At 74.4% G+C, this 14,182-nt stretch carries 15 protein-coding genes; 9 read left to right on the top strand and 6 right to left on the bottom strand.

All coding sequences use genetic code 11. The annotated features are described in order from the left end of the window. Positions 1 to 259 precede the first annotated feature (259 nt). Positions 260 to 943, top strand: coding sequence for a glycerophosphodiester phosphodiesterase (locus ACIBAI_RS07180; protein WP_399031723.1), 684 nt, complete (start codon positions 260 to 262; stop codon positions 941 to 943). Between the two features lie 221 nt (positions 944 to 1,164). Here the strand turns inward: ACIBAI_RS07180 and ACIBAI_RS07175 are convergent, their stop codons facing one another. Further along, positions 1,165 to 1,704 (bottom strand): GNAT family N-acetyltransferase, encoded by a 540-nt coding sequence (locus ACIBAI_RS07175; protein WP_399031722.1) that lies wholly within the window; start codon positions 1,702 to 1,704, stop codon positions 1,165 to 1,167. Between the two features lie 81 nt (positions 1,705 to 1,785). Between ACIBAI_RS07175 and ACIBAI_RS07170 the strand changes: the two genes are divergently transcribed. Continuing rightward, complete coding sequence (locus tag ACIBAI_RS07170) at positions 1,786 to 2,187, top strand: VOC family protein (protein ID WP_399031720.1); 402 nt, start codon at positions 1,786 to 1,788, stop codon at positions 2,185 to 2,187. Positions 2,188 to 2,342: 155 nt separating this feature from the next. Here the strand turns inward: ACIBAI_RS07170 and ACIBAI_RS07165 are convergent, their stop codons facing one another. Both ACIBAI_RS07165 and ACIBAI_RS07160 read right to left on the bottom strand, forming a co-directional pair. Next, entirely contained in the window at positions 2,343 to 2,888 is a 546-nt protein-coding gene (locus tag ACIBAI_RS07165; protein WP_399031718.1) for a MarR family winged helix-turn-helix transcriptional regulator, read from the bottom strand. After that, on the bottom strand, positions 2,885 to 4,597 hold the full coding sequence (locus ACIBAI_RS07160) for an FUSC family protein (protein ID WP_399031716.1): 1,713 nt from the start codon (positions 4,595 to 4,597) through the stop codon (positions 2,885 to 2,887). The genes ACIBAI_RS07165 and ACIBAI_RS07160 overlap by 4 nt, the downstream gene beginning before the upstream one ends. Before the next feature lie 173 nt (positions 4,598 to 4,770). Between ACIBAI_RS07160 and ACIBAI_RS07155 the strand changes: the two genes are divergently transcribed. The 4 genes from ACIBAI_RS07155 to ACIBAI_RS07140 all read left to right on the top strand — a co-directional run bounded on the left by ACIBAI_RS07155 (position 4,771) and on the right by ACIBAI_RS07140 (position 7,894). Beyond that, positions 4,771 to 5,322, top strand: a complete 552-nt coding sequence (locus tag ACIBAI_RS07155) for a DUF5134 domain-containing protein (RefSeq protein ID WP_399031715.1) — start codon at positions 4,771 to 4,773, stop codon at positions 5,320 to 5,322. Positions 5,323 to 5,471: 149 nt separating this feature from the next. Then, entirely contained in the window at positions 5,472 to 6,143 is a 672-nt protein-coding gene (locus ACIBAI_RS07150; RefSeq protein WP_399031713.1) for a phosphatase PAP2 family protein, read from the top strand. A gap of 52 nt (positions 6,144 to 6,195) precedes the next feature. Further along, on the top strand, positions 6,196 to 6,885 hold the full coding sequence (locus ACIBAI_RS07145; protein ID WP_399031711.1) for an HAD family hydrolase: 690 nt from the start codon (positions 6,196 to 6,198) through the stop codon (positions 6,883 to 6,885). Between the two features lie 322 nt (positions 6,886 to 7,207). Continuing rightward, positions 7,208 to 7,894 carry a TetR/AcrR family transcriptional regulator gene (locus ACIBAI_RS07140; protein ID WP_399031709.1) on the top strand — a complete coding sequence of 229 codons (687 nt, stop codon included), beginning with the start codon at positions 7,208 to 7,210 and terminating at the stop codon, positions 7,892 to 7,894. On the opposite strand, the gene ACIBAI_RS07135 is transcribed toward ACIBAI_RS07140, so the two are convergent. Then, positions 7,882 to 9,384: a hypothetical protein gene (locus tag ACIBAI_RS07135; protein ID WP_399031707.1), complete on the bottom strand. Its 1,503-nt coding sequence runs from the start codon at positions 9,382 to 9,384 to the stop codon at positions 7,882 to 7,884. The two genes, ACIBAI_RS07140 and ACIBAI_RS07135, sit on opposite strands and share 13 nt — an antisense overlap. 196 nt (positions 9,385 to 9,580) lie before the next feature. Here ACIBAI_RS07135 and ACIBAI_RS07130 point away from each other — a divergent pair, with 196 nt between their 5' ends. After that, positions 9,581 to 10,234 carry a DUF305 domain-containing protein gene (locus ACIBAI_RS07130; RefSeq protein ID WP_399031705.1) on the top strand — a complete coding sequence of 218 codons (654 nt, stop codon included), beginning with the start codon at positions 9,581 to 9,583 and terminating at the stop codon, positions 10,232 to 10,234. A 10-nt stretch (positions 10,235 to 10,244) separates the two neighbouring features. Here the strand turns inward: ACIBAI_RS07130 and ACIBAI_RS07125 are convergent, their stop codons facing one another. Then, on the bottom strand, positions 10,245 to 10,691 hold the full coding sequence (locus ACIBAI_RS07125; protein WP_399032204.1) for a DUF6214 family protein: 447 nt from the start codon (positions 10,689 to 10,691) through the stop codon (positions 10,245 to 10,247). A gap of 248 nt (positions 10,692 to 10,939) precedes the next feature. Between ACIBAI_RS07125 and ACIBAI_RS07120 the strand changes: the two genes are divergently transcribed. Together ACIBAI_RS07120 and ACIBAI_RS07115 are read left to right on the top strand one after the other, a co-directional pair. Beyond that, positions 10,940 to 12,283 (top strand): NADP oxidoreductase, encoded by a 1,344-nt coding sequence (locus ACIBAI_RS07120; RefSeq protein ID WP_399031703.1) that lies wholly within the window; start codon positions 10,940 to 10,942, stop codon positions 12,281 to 12,283. A gap of 127 nt (positions 12,284 to 12,410) precedes the next feature. Continuing rightward, positions 12,411 to 13,811: a nucleobase:cation symporter-2 family protein gene (locus tag ACIBAI_RS07115; RefSeq protein WP_399031701.1), complete on the top strand. Its 1,401-nt coding sequence runs from the start codon at positions 12,411 to 12,413 to the stop codon at positions 13,809 to 13,811. Here the strand turns inward: ACIBAI_RS07115 and ACIBAI_RS07110 are convergent. Next, complete coding sequence (locus ACIBAI_RS07110; RefSeq protein ID WP_399031699.1) at positions 13,731 to 14,090, bottom strand: ArsR/SmtB family transcription factor; 360 nt, start codon at positions 14,088 to 14,090, stop codon at positions 13,731 to 13,733. The genes ACIBAI_RS07115 and ACIBAI_RS07110 overlap by 81 nt on opposite strands. Positions 14,091 to 14,182: the final 92 nt, after the last annotated feature.

Below are 14,182 nucleotides of genomic sequence, written 5' to 3'. Positions count from 1 at the left end.
TCCCACCTTCCACAGGAGAACCTCTCGTAAGGAGACCGTATACACACGGGGTTTCCCCCAGCAAGAGGAACATCGGGAAATCATCCTGTCCAACCCCGCCTTTCACCGCACTTTTTCCTGCCGCTTGCCGGTGTGACGGTGGCTACGGCGCCCGGCACCCCCTGGCGACCGGATCCGCGTGTACACCCGGGACGGGCCCGGGCGGGGCCGTTAGGCTGCGGATCCGCCACCGCAGCCGTCGACGGAAGCGAGTTGAGCTGTGAACCTCCTCATCATCGGTCACCGCGGAGTCATGGGTGTGGAGCCCGAGAACACCCTGCGGTCCTTCGTCGCCGCCGAGCGGGCCGGTCTCGACGCCGTCGAACTCGATCTGCATCTGAGCAAGGACGGCGCGCTCGTCGTCATGCACGACGCCGAGGTGGACCGGACGACCGACGGCACCGGCGCGATCGCCGAGAAGACGCTCGCGCAGCTGCGCGCCCTGGACGCGGGGAAGGGGGAGCGGATCCCGGTCTTCGAGGAGGTGCTGGACGCCGTGTCGGTGCCGCTGCAGGCCGAGATCAAGGACGTGGCGGCGGCCCGGGCCCTGGCCGAGGTGATGCACGCGCGGAACCTGGCGGACCGGGTGGAGGTGTCCTCGTTCCACGACGCGGCGATCGCCGAGATCGCCCGTCTGGTACCGGGCGTACGGACCGCGCTCGTCGCCGGCCGCTACGGCCCCGAGGTCGTGGACCGCGCGGTCGAGGCCGGCGCCCGGACCGTCTGCCTGAACGTCCGCCGGCTCACCCTGGAGGTCGTGGAGTACGCGCGCAAGGCGGGCCTGGGGGTCATCGGCTGGGTGGTGAACACCCAGGACCACCTGCGTCTGGTCCGGGCCCTGGAGCTGGACGGCGCGACCACCGACTATCCGGGGATCGAACGCGCCGGCCGCTCCGCGGCCTGACGGCGGGCCCGGGCGCTCCGGCGGGTTCCCGCGTCCCGCGCCGGTGAGGGCCGTGGTCCGGGCGCCGGGGGCCGTCGTGCCGCTGCGCGCGGCCCGGCCGGGCGCCGGACGACGCGGGGCGTCGCCCGGCCGGCCGCGCGCCCGCGGTCACCGCCGCGGACGCACCGCGCCCGCAGGCCGCCCACCCGCCGGGCGCGTTCCGGTCCGGCGGGGCGATACGCCTAGGCCAGCTCCTTGACCAGCAGCTCGAACCGCAGGTCGGCGCGCTGCGGAACGCCGAAGCGCTCGTCGCCGTACGGGAACGGGGTCATCCGTCCCGTACGCCGGTAGCCGCGCCGCTCGTACCAGGCGATGAGCTCCTCGCGTACGGAGATCACGGTCATGTGCATCTCCTCGACGCCCCACGTCTCGCGGGCCTGCCGCTCCGCCTCCGCGAGGACCGTCTTGCCGAGGCCGCCGCCCTGGAGCCGCGGGCTGACCGCGAACATCCCGAAGTAGGCGTGGTCACCGCGGTGTTCGAGCTGGCAGCAGGCGACGATCCGGCCCTCCCGCTCGACCGTCAGCAGCCGGCTGCCGGGCGACTCGACGACCTCCAGCACGCCCTCGCGATCGGTCCGCCGTCCTTCCAGGATGTCCGCCTCGGTGGTCCACCCGGCCCGGCTGGACTCCCCGCGGTACGCCGACTCGATCAGCGCGACCAGTTCGTCCACGTCGGCGTCGGTGGCGTCGCGGAACGTCAGTCCGGCGGTGGAGGTGCTCATGGGGTGTCTCCGAACTCCTGGGGGTTCCTGGGCGCGGCTCGGCCGGAAAAGAGGGTAACCCTGCCGCTAGGCTCCGGGGGCATGGTGCATGTGCTCAGCGGCCGGATCCTGCTCCGCCCCACCGATCCCGAACGCTCCCGGGCCTTCTACGGCGAGCAGTTGGGCCTCGCCGTCTACCGCGAGTTCGGCACGGGGCCGGAGCGGGGCGTCGTCTACTTCCTCGGCGGCGGCTTCCTGGAGGTCTCGGGCCGAGCCGATCCCTCCGCCGGCCCGCCGTCCCCGCCCGTGCGGCTGTGGCTGCAGGTCGAGGACGTGGCCGCGGCGCACGAGGAACTGCGCGCGAAGGGCGTCGAGATCGTCCGGGAGCCGGTGCGGGAGCCGTGGGGGCTGGTGGAGATGTGGATCGCGGACCCGGACGGCACGCCGATCGTGCTGGTGGAGGTGCCCGCCGACCACCCGCTGCGGTACCGGCCGGGGATCTGAGGCCGCCGGGGGCGGGCCCGCGCCGCGCCGCCGGCGGCGACCGGGGCCGGGGGCGGGCCCGCAGGGTCCGCGGCGACCGCTGGTCCGGCGTCGACGACCGCCGCTCCCCCCGCCGCCGCTCGGTCCGTGACGCGCTCCGGGCGGGGGCCGCGGCCTCAGCCCAGCACGCCCGGGCGGCCCTCCAGCAGGGTCAGGAGCCGGCCGAGCAGGGCGGCGAGTTCCCCCTGGTCGGAGGCGTCCAGGCCGGACAGGACGGCGGTCTCGTAGGCGAGCTGTTCGGGCAGGACGCCGTCGACCAGGGCGCGGCCGGTGTCGGTGAGGCGGACGTGGGCGACGCGGCGGTCGCGGGTGTCGCCGCGGCGCTCCACCAGGCCGCGCTCGGTGAGCTGCTTGAGGCGCTTGGTGACGGCGGCGCCCGAGGAGAAGGTCTCGCGGGCCAGCTCTCCGGGGGTCAGTTCGTGTCCGGTGCGGCGCAGCGCGCCGAGCAGGTCGAACTCCGGGCGGCTGAGCCCGGCGCGGCGCAGCGGGGCGTCCTCGGCCTGCTGGAGGAGGGCCGCGCAGCGGTTGATGCGGCCGATGATCTCCATGGGGCCGGTGTCCAGGTCGGGGTGGACGGCCCGCCACTGCCGCACGACCTTGGCGACGGTGTCGCCGGGCGTCGCGTCCGCCGGGGTCCCTGCCCGTCCGTGGGGTGCCGTCATGGCTGTACGTCCTCCGTCTTCTGCGCTGTCGTGCCCGCGCGCGGGCGGTGTCCCTGGCGGCGTACCGTCGCGGCGAGCGTACGGTGTCCGGACTGCTCGGCGCGCACGACCCTCTCCTGGGGCAGGGCCCGCTGCCACCACTCCCCGGCCGCGGCGTCGGCGGTGGCCCGCAGGTCGACCAGGGCGGCGGCGAGGGCGCGGCGGGCGGACTCCAGGGCGCCGGGCGCCGGGTCCGGCCGGGCCAGCAGGCGGGCGGCGTGCTCCCGGGCGCGGTCGGCGGCGGCCAGCGCCCGCTCGACCCGGTCGGCCGCGCGCCGGTTGGTGACGGCGAGGGCGGCGGCGAAGCCGACCAGGGCGCCGACGAGGGTGTCCGCGATCCGCTCGGTGATCAGCCGCCCGGGCTCCTGGTATCCGGCGAACTCGGTGATGAGCAGCGCCATCGGGGTCACGCACACGCTGCCGAGCCAGTAGTTGCGGCTGATGAGGGCCTCGGCGCCGAAGTTGAAGGCGAGACAGCACAGCACGAGGGCGGCCGGTCCGAGGTGGGCGAGCGGGGTGACGGCGGCGAAGAGGAGGACGCCGACGAGGTTGCCGACGACGCGCTGGACGGCCCGGTTCCAGGTGAGGGTGATGTTGGCCTGGTAGAGGGAGGCGGCGGTGACCAGGGCCCAGTAGGGGCGTCCGATGCCGAGCGCGAGGGAGGCGTACCCGGCCAGGGCGCAGCCGAGGGCGGTGCGCGCGGCGATCGGGGTCAGCGGGCCGAGCCGCTGCCACAGCGGCTGCCGTCCGGTGGCGCGTTCGGCGTCCATGCCGAGGAGTTCGTCGGCGGCCCGCGGGTCGTCGTCGGCCCGCAGGTCGTCGGCCTCGGGGACCGGGCCGGTGCCGCGCAGGGCGCGCGCCCAGGCGCGCAGCCGCTCCGGATCGGTGTCCGCGGGGGCGGCGAGGGCGACCTCGGCGCGGACGACGAGGCGTTCCAGGGCGCGCCGGGTCGCGGCGCGCCCCCGGGCCGGCGGCACCGACAGCAGCGCCTGCCAGGCGGCGTGCACGGCGGCGTAGGCGGCGGCGCGGGCTGCCCGGGCACGGCCGTCGTCCCCGGTTCGGTGGGCCTCGGCGCAGGCGGCGGTGGCGTTCAGGGCGTGGGCGGTGGCGCGGCGCTCCGGGCCGTGGGGGCGGACCAGTCCGGGCGCCATGCCGACGAGCCAGGCCCATGCGCCCGCCGCGGCGCCCAGCGCGAGGTGACCGGGGACCTGGGCGAGGGTCTGCGGTGCGAACAGGGTGGCGGAGCTGATGAAGGTGAGGACCACGTTGCCCGGCGGTCCGATGCGGGTGGCGTCGCACAGCGCCTTCTGCGCGGCGGCCAGCAGGGCGCCGACGGTGACGAGGACGACGGCGTCGCGGGTCAGCGACGCCGCGACCAGTGCGACGGCGACGCCGCCGAGCATGCCGAGCACGACCCAGGCGAGGGCGCGGGCCCGGGCGGCGTAGGGGCGGTTGTGGGCGTAGAGGGCGCACAGGGACCCGGCCATCGTGTACATGGCCAGGTCGAGGCGGCCGAGCGCCAGCAGGGTCAGGTTGGGCGGGGCGACCGCGGCGACCGAGCTCAGGGCGGGTTTGAACCAGATGTCGGAGGGGCGGCCCGGACGCAGCACGCCGGCGAGCGGGAGGCGTCGGACGAGCGGGGTGTCCGGGGTGGGGGTCGCACTGCTCATGAGCATTACCTTAGCAAGTGTTTTACATGTGAAAGAAATGTCGCGTCCGGCGGCCCGGACGGGTACCCCGGTGCACGCGCTCCGCCGAACGCTCCCCGCGCACCCCCTTGCGCTCGCGTGTCCCCCGCACGGTCCGGGCATCCCTTGACCGAACGCCGAGCGGGGAGGCGCGGATGCACGGACCGGCTTCGTCGGGCTGGCTGCTGGTGGCGCTGTGCGCGGCGGCCGGCGCCTACTGCCTGCTGCGGATGCGCGGCAGCGCCGGGGAGGAGCGCCACGCCGCGGGCGGCGAGGCGCTGATGGGCTTCGGCATGGCCGCGATGGCGGTGCCCGGCACGGTGTTCACCCCGCCGTCGTGGGCCTGGCCCGGCTACGCCGTCGTGTTCGGCGCGGCCGGGCTGCACGCCGTGTGGGCGGCGCGGACCCGCCCGCACCACCTGCACCACCTGGCGGGCGCCGCGGCCATGGTCTACATGGCGGTGGTGATGGCGTCCTCCCCCGCGGGGGCGCACCGCCACGGCGGCTCGGGGATCCCCCTGGTCACCGGGACGCTGCTGCTCTACTTCGCCGGGTACGTGCTGCTGACCGGCGTGCGGCTGGTGCCGGCCGCCGCCGTGCCGGGCGGCGGTACGGCGGCGGCCGGATGGGCGGACCGGCCGGAGCTGGCCCGGGCGTGCCGGCTGTCCATGGGGATCGCCATGGTCACCATGCTGCTGACCCTCTGAGACGGCGAAAGCGCCGCGCACCGCCGCGTCCGCGGCGCCCCGGCCCGGCCGGCGCCGTACGCCGGTCCGCCGAATTCCGTACCGGGGCGGCGGGCACCGGGGTAGACGGGTGGTGGCCCCAGTCCCTCTCAGTCGGTGAGGATCGCACCATGCACACCCAGCCCGTCGAGTCACCGCCCCGCGCGCCCCGGCGGCGCGCCGCCGTCCGTTCCGCCTGGGCCCTGGCGCTGGGCTCGGGCCTGCTGCTCGTCCTGGTCGCGGCCGAGTGGCGTCCGCTGCTCGCCCTGGACGGCGGCATCTCCCGCACCACCCACCGCTGGGCGGTCGGCGAACGCGGCGTCACCCAGGCGTGCCGCATCCTGACGGACTGGGTCTGGGACCCGTGGACGATGCGCCTGCTGTGCGCCGGCGTCGTGCTGTGGCTGGCCCGGCGGCCCGCGGCCCGCTGGACGGCCGGGTGGCTGGCGGTGACGTGCGCGCTCGGCACCCTGCTGCAGCAGGGCCTCAAGGCGGCCGTCGACCGCCCCCGCCCGGTCTGGCCCGACCCCGTGGACACCGCGCACTACGCGGCCTTCCCCTCGGGCCACGCCATGACCGCCGCGGTCGTGTGCGGCCTGCTGCTGTGGCTGCTGCACCACTACGGCGCCGGTCGCGCCGTGTTCCGCGCGGCGCTGGCCGTGGCCGCGGTCTCGGTGGCCGGGGTCGGGCTGACCCGGGTGTGGCTCGGCGTGCACTGGCCCTCGGACGTCGTCGGTGGCTGGCTGCTGGGCGCGCTGGTGGTGACGCTGGCGGTACTGGTCCACCGGCGCCGGCGGGCGTGAGCACGGCGGCGATCCGCCCCCGGGGCGGCGCACGGCCCCGTAGGATCCCCCCATGCCCGCCGTTCTGTTCGACTTCTCCGGCACCCTCTTCCGCGTCGAGTCCGCCGAGTCCTGGCTGCGCGCGGCGCTGGCCGGGACCGGTACGACGCTCGACGAGCCGGAACTGGTCCGGACCGCGCGGGCCCTGGAGGCGGCGGGCGCGCTGCCCGGCGGCGCGGCTCCCGCCCGGATCCCGGACCACCTCGCCGCCGTCTGGGAGGACCGGGACCGCAGCCGTGAACTGCACCGGGCCGCGTACACCGGCCTGTCCCGCCAGGTGCCGCTGCCCTCGCCGCGGCTGCACGACGCGCTGTACGACCGGCACATGACGCCGGCCGCGTGGACCCCCTACCCCGACGCCGCCGAGGTGCTGCGCACGCTGCGCGGGCGCGGGGTCGCCGTCGGGATCGTCAGCAACATCGGCTGGGACCTGCGCCCGGTCTTCCGCGAGCACGGCCTGGACCGGTACGTCGACACGTACGTCCTGTCGTACGAACACGGCGTCCAGAAGCCGGACCCGCGGCTGTTCGCGACCGCCTGCGCGGCCCTCGGCGCCGAGCCGCGCGACACGCTGATGGTGGGTGACAGCCGGCGGGCCGACGGGGGCGCCGCGGCGCTGGGCTGCGGGGTGCACTTCGTCGACCACCTGCCCGTGGCCGAGCGGCCGGACGGGCTGCGGCCGGTGCTGGACCTGGTGGGCTGAGCCCGCGGCCGCCGGTCGGCCCCGGTGTCCCGTGCGGGATCCGCCGGGCGCGCCCCCGCCCGTACGCCCCCCGGCCCGGATCGGCCGCCCGCTCCGGGGGCGCGGTGGCCGCCACCCGGCCGAAGAGCCCGGATCCGTCGACGGGGGCACGGGGGCGGCCGCGGCGGGAAGCGGTTCGCGGACACCGCTGACGGGCATGACCGTCCGCCCTGGACGATCCCCCGCGTCGCCCAGGGCGGACGGCAGTTCCGAGTCGGACCCGGAGGGCCCGTGGAGCGCTGAGTATAGTTGGCTGGCAGCCAGTCAACGCAGGAGTTACAGCATGTCCCCTCGTAGCGCCTCGGTCAATGAAGAGTTGCGGAGGCGTTCGAAGGAGCGGCTCCTGCAGGCCGCGGTCGAGCTGGTCCGCGAGCGCGGCTACGAGGCGACGACGCTCGGCGACATCGCCGACCGGGCGGGCTCCGCGCGCGGCCTGGTGTCGTACTACTTCCCCGGCAAGCGCCAGCTCCTGCAGTCCGCCGTGCACCGTCTGATGCACCGCACCCTGGAGGAGGCCCTGGAACGCGAGCCGCGCACCGGGGACGGCCCGGAGCGGCTGGCGCGGGCCATCGACGCCATCCTGGGACTCGCACGGGACGAGCCGGTGCTGATGCGCCAGCACATGGCCGGGCTGCTGCAGGAGCAGGGCTTCCTGCAGTGCCCGGAGCAGCGCCGCCTGGCCGAGCTGCTGCGGGACACGGTCGCCCGGCACGGCTCCCGCGACGTCGACCACGACTACCCGATGCTGCGCGCCCTGCTGATGGGCGCCGTCTACGCCGCGCTGGTGCCCGGGGTGCCGATGCCCGTGCCGGCGCTGCGCGCCGAGCTGTTCAAGCGCTACCGGCTCGACTGGGAGATGGGCGTCCCGCCGGACGCCGAGGCGCCCGGCGGGACCTGCGACACGGATCTGTCGCGCTTCTTCGCGACGGGGGCGGCGGCCGAGTGTCCGCCGGACCGTCAGTCGAAGTAGTCCGGCTGCGTCTGCACGTTGAGCTCGCTCAGCCGGACCCGCTCGGCCGGGGCCGTGCGCCGGTCGTCGATCTTCAGGACGTCGAGGCCCTTGGCCATGTCGTTGGAGTAGACGTAGCCGTTGTAGTAGTACGCCGACCAGGAACCGGCGACGGTGATCCGGTCGGTGCTCAGCGGGCCGCGCTCGAAGTAGGCGATCTCCTTCGGGTGCTCGGAGTCGGTGAACTCCCAGACGGAGACGCCGCCCTGGTACCAGGACTGGACCATCAGGTCGCGGCCCTTGACCGGGATCAGCGACCCGTTGTGGGCCACGCAGTTCTCGGTGGCCGCCTGGTGGCGCGGGATCTTGTAGTAGCTGCGGAAGACCAGCTTGCGCGCGTCGCCCTTGCCGACGATGTCGTAGATGCCGTCGGCGCCGCGGTTCGGGCCGACCGCCGCGTCGCAGGTGGCCGCTCCGCCGCCGCCCAGCTCGTCGGTGAAGACGACCTTGTCCGCCTTCTGGTTGAAGGTCGCCGAGTGCCAGAACGCGAAGTTCACGTTGTCCTGCACCTGGTCGATGACCTTCGGGCGCTCCGGGTCCTTGATGGAGAACAGGATGCCGTCACCCATGCAGGCGCCCGCGGCCAGGTCCTTCGAGGGCAGGACCGTGATGTCGTGGCAGCCGGTGGTCTTGGAGACACCGGGGTTGACGGGCGCGCCCGGGTTGCCGCCGCCGTCCGGTCCCTCACCGGGGAACAGCACCGGGAAGTCGATGACCGCGGCCTTCTCGGGGGCGTTGCGCGGCACCTTGATGATGGAGATGCCGTCGTGGGGAGGCTGGCAGTCGGGGTAGGCGGCGCTCGGCGCGTACGAGGAGACGTAGACGTAGACGTTGCGGCGTTCGGGCACCAGGGTGTGGGTGTGCGAGCCGCAGGCGGTCTCGACGGCGGCGACGTACCTGGGGTTCCTCTTGTCGCTGATGTCGAAGACCTTCATGCCCTCCCACGAGGACTTCTCGGTCGCCGGCTGGGTGGTGCTGTTGCAACTGCTGTCGCTGCGCGAGGAGTCGGTGGACAGGAACAGCAGGTTCCCGGAGACGGAGATGTCGTTCTGCGAGCCGGGGCACAGCACCTGGGCGACCGTCTTCGGCGCCTTCGGGTTGGCGATGTCGAAGATGCGGAAGCCGTCGTAGTTGCCCGCGAAGGCGTACTTCCCCTGGAAGGCCAGGTCCGTGTTGGTGCCGGGCAGCGCGTCCTTGGGGATGTTGGCGAGGTGCTCGATGTTGGCGGAGTGGACGATCTCGTCCTGTCCCGGTATCCCGCCCTCGGCGACGGCCTCCCGCACCTGGGCCCGCGTCTTCGGGGACACCTCCTTCGACGTGGCCGGGGCGTCCCCGGGGTCGGGGGTGGCGACCGCCGGTCCGGCCGTCAGCAGTGCGGCCAGCAGCCCGGCCACGGCCGCGCCGGCTCCCAGGCGTCTGCGCCGTGTGCGGGGATCGTTCAACAGGATCACTGCTTCCTCCCTGGTTCCGTTCGCTCGGGAACGGTGTAGGCACCCACGAAGTATGGTCTTGGACATGCACATACCAACAGGAGGCAACACAGCTGCAATCAAGTTTTTCGATGATTGATTCCGGCACCCGAACGGACAGAAACAGTCACGGCACTCACGAGGTGCCCTCCCGATCCGCCTGCCACAGGAGGCTTCCGTGCTCTTCCGCCGCACGTCCCGCGCCCGCTTCGCCGCGGCCTCACTGGCCGTCCTGGCCGTGCTGGGGCTCGGGGCCTGCGACTCCGGGCCGGACCCCGACACGGCCGGGAAGAGCGGGCCCTCGGTGCTCGTGCCGGGCCGTCCCGGCGAGGCGAACCGCACCCTGTCGGCCGATGACGCCGAACGGCGGCGCGCCGACGACGACTCCCCCAACTCGGCGGACGTCGCCTACGCGCGGATGATGATCGAGCATCACTCCCAGGCCCTGGAGATGACGGAACTGGCCCTGGAGCACGCCGGGTCGACCGGGGTCAAGCGGCTCGCCGAGCGCATCGCCGCCGCACAGGGGCCCGAGATCAAGGCCATGAGGAGCTGGCTGAAGACGTACGGCGAGAAGGAGTCCGGCGGCGGGCACACGCACGCCGCGATGCCCGGGATGGCGACCGAGGCCCAGCTGAAGAAGCTGCGCGCCGCGCGCGGGAAGGCGTTCGACCAGCTCTTCCTGACGCTGATGATCACGCACCACGAGGGCGCCGTCACGATGGCCACGGACGTCAAGGCGCAGGGCAACAACGTGCGGATCGAGGAGATGGCCGACGACGTGGTCGCCCAGCAGACGAGCGAGATCACCCGCATGCGCGGCCTGCTGTGACGGCGCGGCCTCAGCGCCGTGCGTGACGGGGCGCCAGCAGGCCCGCGTCACGCGCCCGGCCGATCAGCCTGAACGCCCCGCGGCGGCTGCGCCCGGTCGCGCACATCACCGCGAGCACGGGGTCGGCGCCCCGCTGCTGGGCCGCGCGGTACTCCTGCGCGACGAGCCACCGCTCCTGGCCGCCGCGCGGCCGCGCGGCGGGCCGGGCATGCCGCGAGGCGGCGGGCGGGCCGGCCCCGCACGCCTCGGCCAGCGGCCCCTCGATCCACTCGGCGAGCACCGCCAGGTCGTCGAGGCAGAGCGCCGGCCGCGCCCGGACGTCCTCGACGGTCAGGCACCCGGCGGACACCACGGCGAGCGCGTCGACCCGGGCGCCGTCGGCGAACGCCAGCCGCACGTCGAACCACGTCGTGGTGGCGCCGCCCTCCCGCACTGTCCACGCGGGCCGCACGGACACCTCGCCGTCCGCCGGGCAGCGATCGGAAAGATCGAGAAAGGATGCTTCCAGCACACGCGGAACGTATCCGCATGATCACATTCCATACGAACGACACACGCGTTCCCCGGCGCGCACAGCACCCTGTCAGCGGAGCGGCCCTGCCGACGGAGCCGGAGCGGTGCGATCCTGGAAGCACCAGCGGTCTCCTGCGGACCGCCCGGGCACCTCCGGGCGGTCCGCGGGCGCTCCCCGGAAGGAGTTCCGCCGTGCTGCGTGTCGCCGTCGTCGGCTCCGGGCCCAGCGGGTGCTACACCGCCCAGAGCCTGGTCCAGCGGGAACCCGAGGCGTACGTCGACGTCCTGGACCGGCTGCCGTGCCCGTACGGCCTGGTCCGGTACGGCGTGGCGCCGGACCACGAGAAGATCAAGTCCTTGCAGGACAGCCTGCGCGCGGTCCTGGAGCACGAGCGGGTGCGGTTCCTCGGCGGTGTGCCGATCGGTTCCCGGGGGGTGCCGCCGGCCCGGCTGCGGGAGCTGTACCACGCGGTGGTGTACTGCGTGGGCGCCGCCACCGACCGGCATCTGGGCATCCCCGGCGAGGACCTGCCGGGCAGCTGGTCGGCGACCGAGTTCGTGTCCTGGTACAGCGCGCATCCGGACGCCGCCGACGACGGTTTCGTCCGGGACGCGCGGCAGGCGGTGGTCGTCGGCGTGGGCAACGTCGCCGTGGACGTCACCCGGATGCTGGCGCGCGGCCCGGCCGAGCTGAGCCGCACCGACATACCCCAGGCGGCGCTCACCGCGCTCGCCGCCAGCCGGGTGGCCGACATCCACATGGTCGGCCGGCGCGGCCCCTCCCAGGCCCGCTTCACCACCAAGGAGCTGCGGGAGCTGGGCACGCTGCCGGACACGGACGTGGTGGTGGACCCGGCGGAGCTGGCCCTGGACCCGGACTGCGCCGACCCCGCGGCGCTGCCCGGCACCCAGCGCCGCAACGTCGAGGTGCTGCGCGGCTGGGCCGGGGCGCCCGCGTCCGGCGCCGCCCGCCGGATCCGGCTGCGCTTCTTCCTGCGCCCCGTCGAGCTGCTGGCCGACGGGGGCCGCGTCGGCGCCGTGCGTTTCGAGCGGACGGCACCGGACGGGCGCGGCGGGGTGACGGGCACCGGGCGGTACGAGGAGATCGAGGCCCAGCTGGTGCTGCGGTCGGTGGGCTATCGCGGGGTGCCGCTGGAGGGGCTGCCGTTCGACGCGGACCGCGGCACCGTGCCGCACCTGGCCGGGCGGGTGCTGCGCGCGGGGGTCGTGGCGCCTGGCGAGTACGTGGCCGGCTGGATCAAGCGCGGTCCGACGGGGGTCATCGGCACCAACCGGCCGTGCGCCAAGGAGACGGTGCTGTCGCTGCTGGAGGACGCCCCCGTGCTGGTGCGCGGGGACGTGCCCGGGGACCCGCTCGCTGCGCTGCGGGCCGAGGGGATCGAACCGGTGGAGTGGGCCGGGTGGCGGGCGATCGAGCGGGCCGAGGCGGAACTCGGCGCCTCGCTCGGGCGGGGCGTGGTGAAGCTGCCGGACTGGGACTCCCTGCTGGCGGCGGCGCGGGCGGCCGCCCCGTAGCGGGACCGGCGGGCGTCCGGCGGACCGGACACACAGCGGCAACGACCCGGAAATCAACAAACTGTTTAAACCGCTTACGGTCTCGTGCTGTCCGGATCTCCCCGCCCGCCCCCGCTCTGGAGCGCCCATGGCAACGACCGCACCCGTGCCTCCCGTCGCCCATCCCGTCGACGAGGTCCCGCCCGTACGGCAGCTCGCCGCCTTCGGTCTGCAGCACGTGCTCGCGATGTACGCGGGCGCGGTGGCCGTTCCGCTGATCGTGGGCGGGGCGATGAAGCTGTCCGCCGCGGACCTGGCGTACCTCATCACCGCCGACCTGCTGGTGTGCGGCATCGCCACGCTCGTCCAGTGCGTGGGCTTCTGGCGCTTCGGCGTGCGGCTGCCGGTCATGCAGGGGTGCACGTTCGCGGCCGTGTCGCCGATGGTGCTGATCGGGACGACGGGCGGCGGACTGCCCGCGATCTACGGCTCGGTGATCGTCGCCGGGCTCGCGATCGTGCTGCTGGCGCCGGTCTTCGGCAGGCTGCTGCGCTTCTTCCCGCCGCTGGTCACGGGCACGGTGATCCTGATCATCGGCGTCTCGCTGCTGCCGGTGGCGGGCGACTGGGTCGCGGGCGGAGCCGGCGCGGCGGACTTCGGCGAGCCGGGGAACCTGGCGCTCGCGGCCTTCGTCCTGGTCGTGGTGGTGGGCGTGCAGCGGTTCGCGCCGGTGTTCCTGAGCCGGATCGCGGTGCTGATCGGCATCGCCGCCGGGCTGGCGGTCGCGGTGCCGTTCGGGTTCACGGACTTCGGCGGGGTCGCGGACGCCGGCTGGGTCGGGATCAGCACGCCGTTCCACTTCGGCGCACCCGTGTTCGAGGCGTCGGCGGTCGTCTCGATGCTGGTGGTGGCCCTGGTGTCCATGACCGAGACGACCGGCGACTTCATCGCGGTCGGCGAGCTGACGGGGCGGAAGGCCGAGCCGCGGTCGCTGGCGGACGGCCTGCGCGCCGACGGCCTGTCGACCGTTCTCGGCGGCGTCTTCAACACCTTCCCGTACACCGCGTACGCGCAGAACGTCGGCCTGGTCGGCATGACCCGGGTGCGCAGCCGCTGGGTGGTCGCCGCCGCGGGCGGCATCCTCGTCCTGCTCGGGCTGCTGCCCAAGCTGGGCGCGGTGGTCGCGGCGATCCCGGCGCCGGTGCTGGGCGGGGCGGGCCTGGTGATGTTCGGGACGGTGGCCGCGAGCGGGCTGCGCACCCTGGCCCGGGTCGACTTCCGGGGCAACCACAACCTGACGGTGGTGGCCGTCTCGGTCGCGGTGGGCGTGCTGCCGGTCGGGGTGCCGACGGTCTACGAGAAGTTCCCGGACTGGTTCCAGACGGTGATGAACAGCGGCATCAGCGCGGGCTGCGTGACGGCGATCGTGCTGAACCTGCTCTTCAACCACCTGCCGGCGAGGGCCGGTTCAGCCGGTGCCGAGCCGGGCGGCCTGACGGGCGGCGGAGACGAGCACGCTGTCCAGAAGCCCCGGGAAGAGGTCGTCTAGGTCGTCCCGGCGCAGGCCGTTCATCTTGGCCGTGCCCCGGTAGACCTGCCGGATCACCCCGGCCTCGCGCAGCACCCGGAAGTGGTGCGTGGTGGTGGACTTGGTGACCGGCAGAGCGAAGTGCGAGCAGGAGAGCTCGTCGCCGTCGGCGGCGAGCTCGCGCACGATCCGCAGCCGCATCGGATCGGCGAGCGCGTGCAGCACGGCCTCCAGCCGGATCTCCTCGCGCGCCGGGTGCGGCAGGTCACGGCTGCTGATCGCGGAGGTGGCGGGGGTCACGGTGGCTCCAGTTCGTCCGGGGGCACTCCATCGTACGAGAGGTATCGTAGTTTGACATCTCCCGTACTACGAGGATTACCGTACGAGGAGTT

This window comes from Streptomyces sp. NPDC051041 (assembly GCF_044456065.1).
Lineage (GTDB): Bacteria > Actinomycetota > Actinomycetes > Streptomycetales > Streptomycetaceae > Streptomyces > Streptomyces glaucus.
Note: the sequence above shows the minus strand (reverse complement) of the source record. Positions and strands in the feature narration are given on the sequence as shown.

Coding starts and splice junctions, on each gene's coding strand:
- ACIBAI_RS07150 (WP_399031713.1), top strand. CDS start 5,472: ATGCACACCCAGCCCGTCGAGTCACCGCCCCGCGCGCCCCGGCGGCGC.
- ACIBAI_RS07155 (WP_399031715.1), top strand. CDS start 4,771: ATGCACGGACCGGCTTCGTCGGGCTGGCTGCTGGTGGCGCTGTGCGCG.
- ACIBAI_RS07140 (WP_399031709.1), top strand. CDS start 7,208: ATGTCCCCTCGTAGCGCCTCGGTCAATGAAGAGTTGCGGAGGCGTTCG.
- ACIBAI_RS07165 (WP_399031718.1), bottom strand. CDS start 2,888: ATGACGGCACCCCACGGACGGGCAGGGACCCCGGCGGACGCGACGCCC.
- ACIBAI_RS07145 (WP_399031711.1), top strand. CDS start 6,196: ATGCCCGCCGTTCTGTTCGACTTCTCCGGCACCCTCTTCCGCGTCGAG.
- ACIBAI_RS07115 (WP_399031701.1), top strand. CDS start 12,411: ATGGCAACGACCGCACCCGTGCCTCCCGTCGCCCATCCCGTCGACGAG.
- ACIBAI_RS07175 (WP_399031722.1), bottom strand. CDS start 1,704: ATGAGCACCTCCACCGCCGGACTGACGTTCCGCGACGCCACCGACGCC.
- ACIBAI_RS07160 (WP_399031716.1), bottom strand. CDS start 4,597: ATGAGCAGTGCGACCCCCACCCCGGACACCCCGCTCGTCCGACGCCTC.
- ACIBAI_RS07170 (WP_399031720.1), top strand. CDS start 1,786: ATGGTGCATGTGCTCAGCGGCCGGATCCTGCTCCGCCCCACCGATCCC.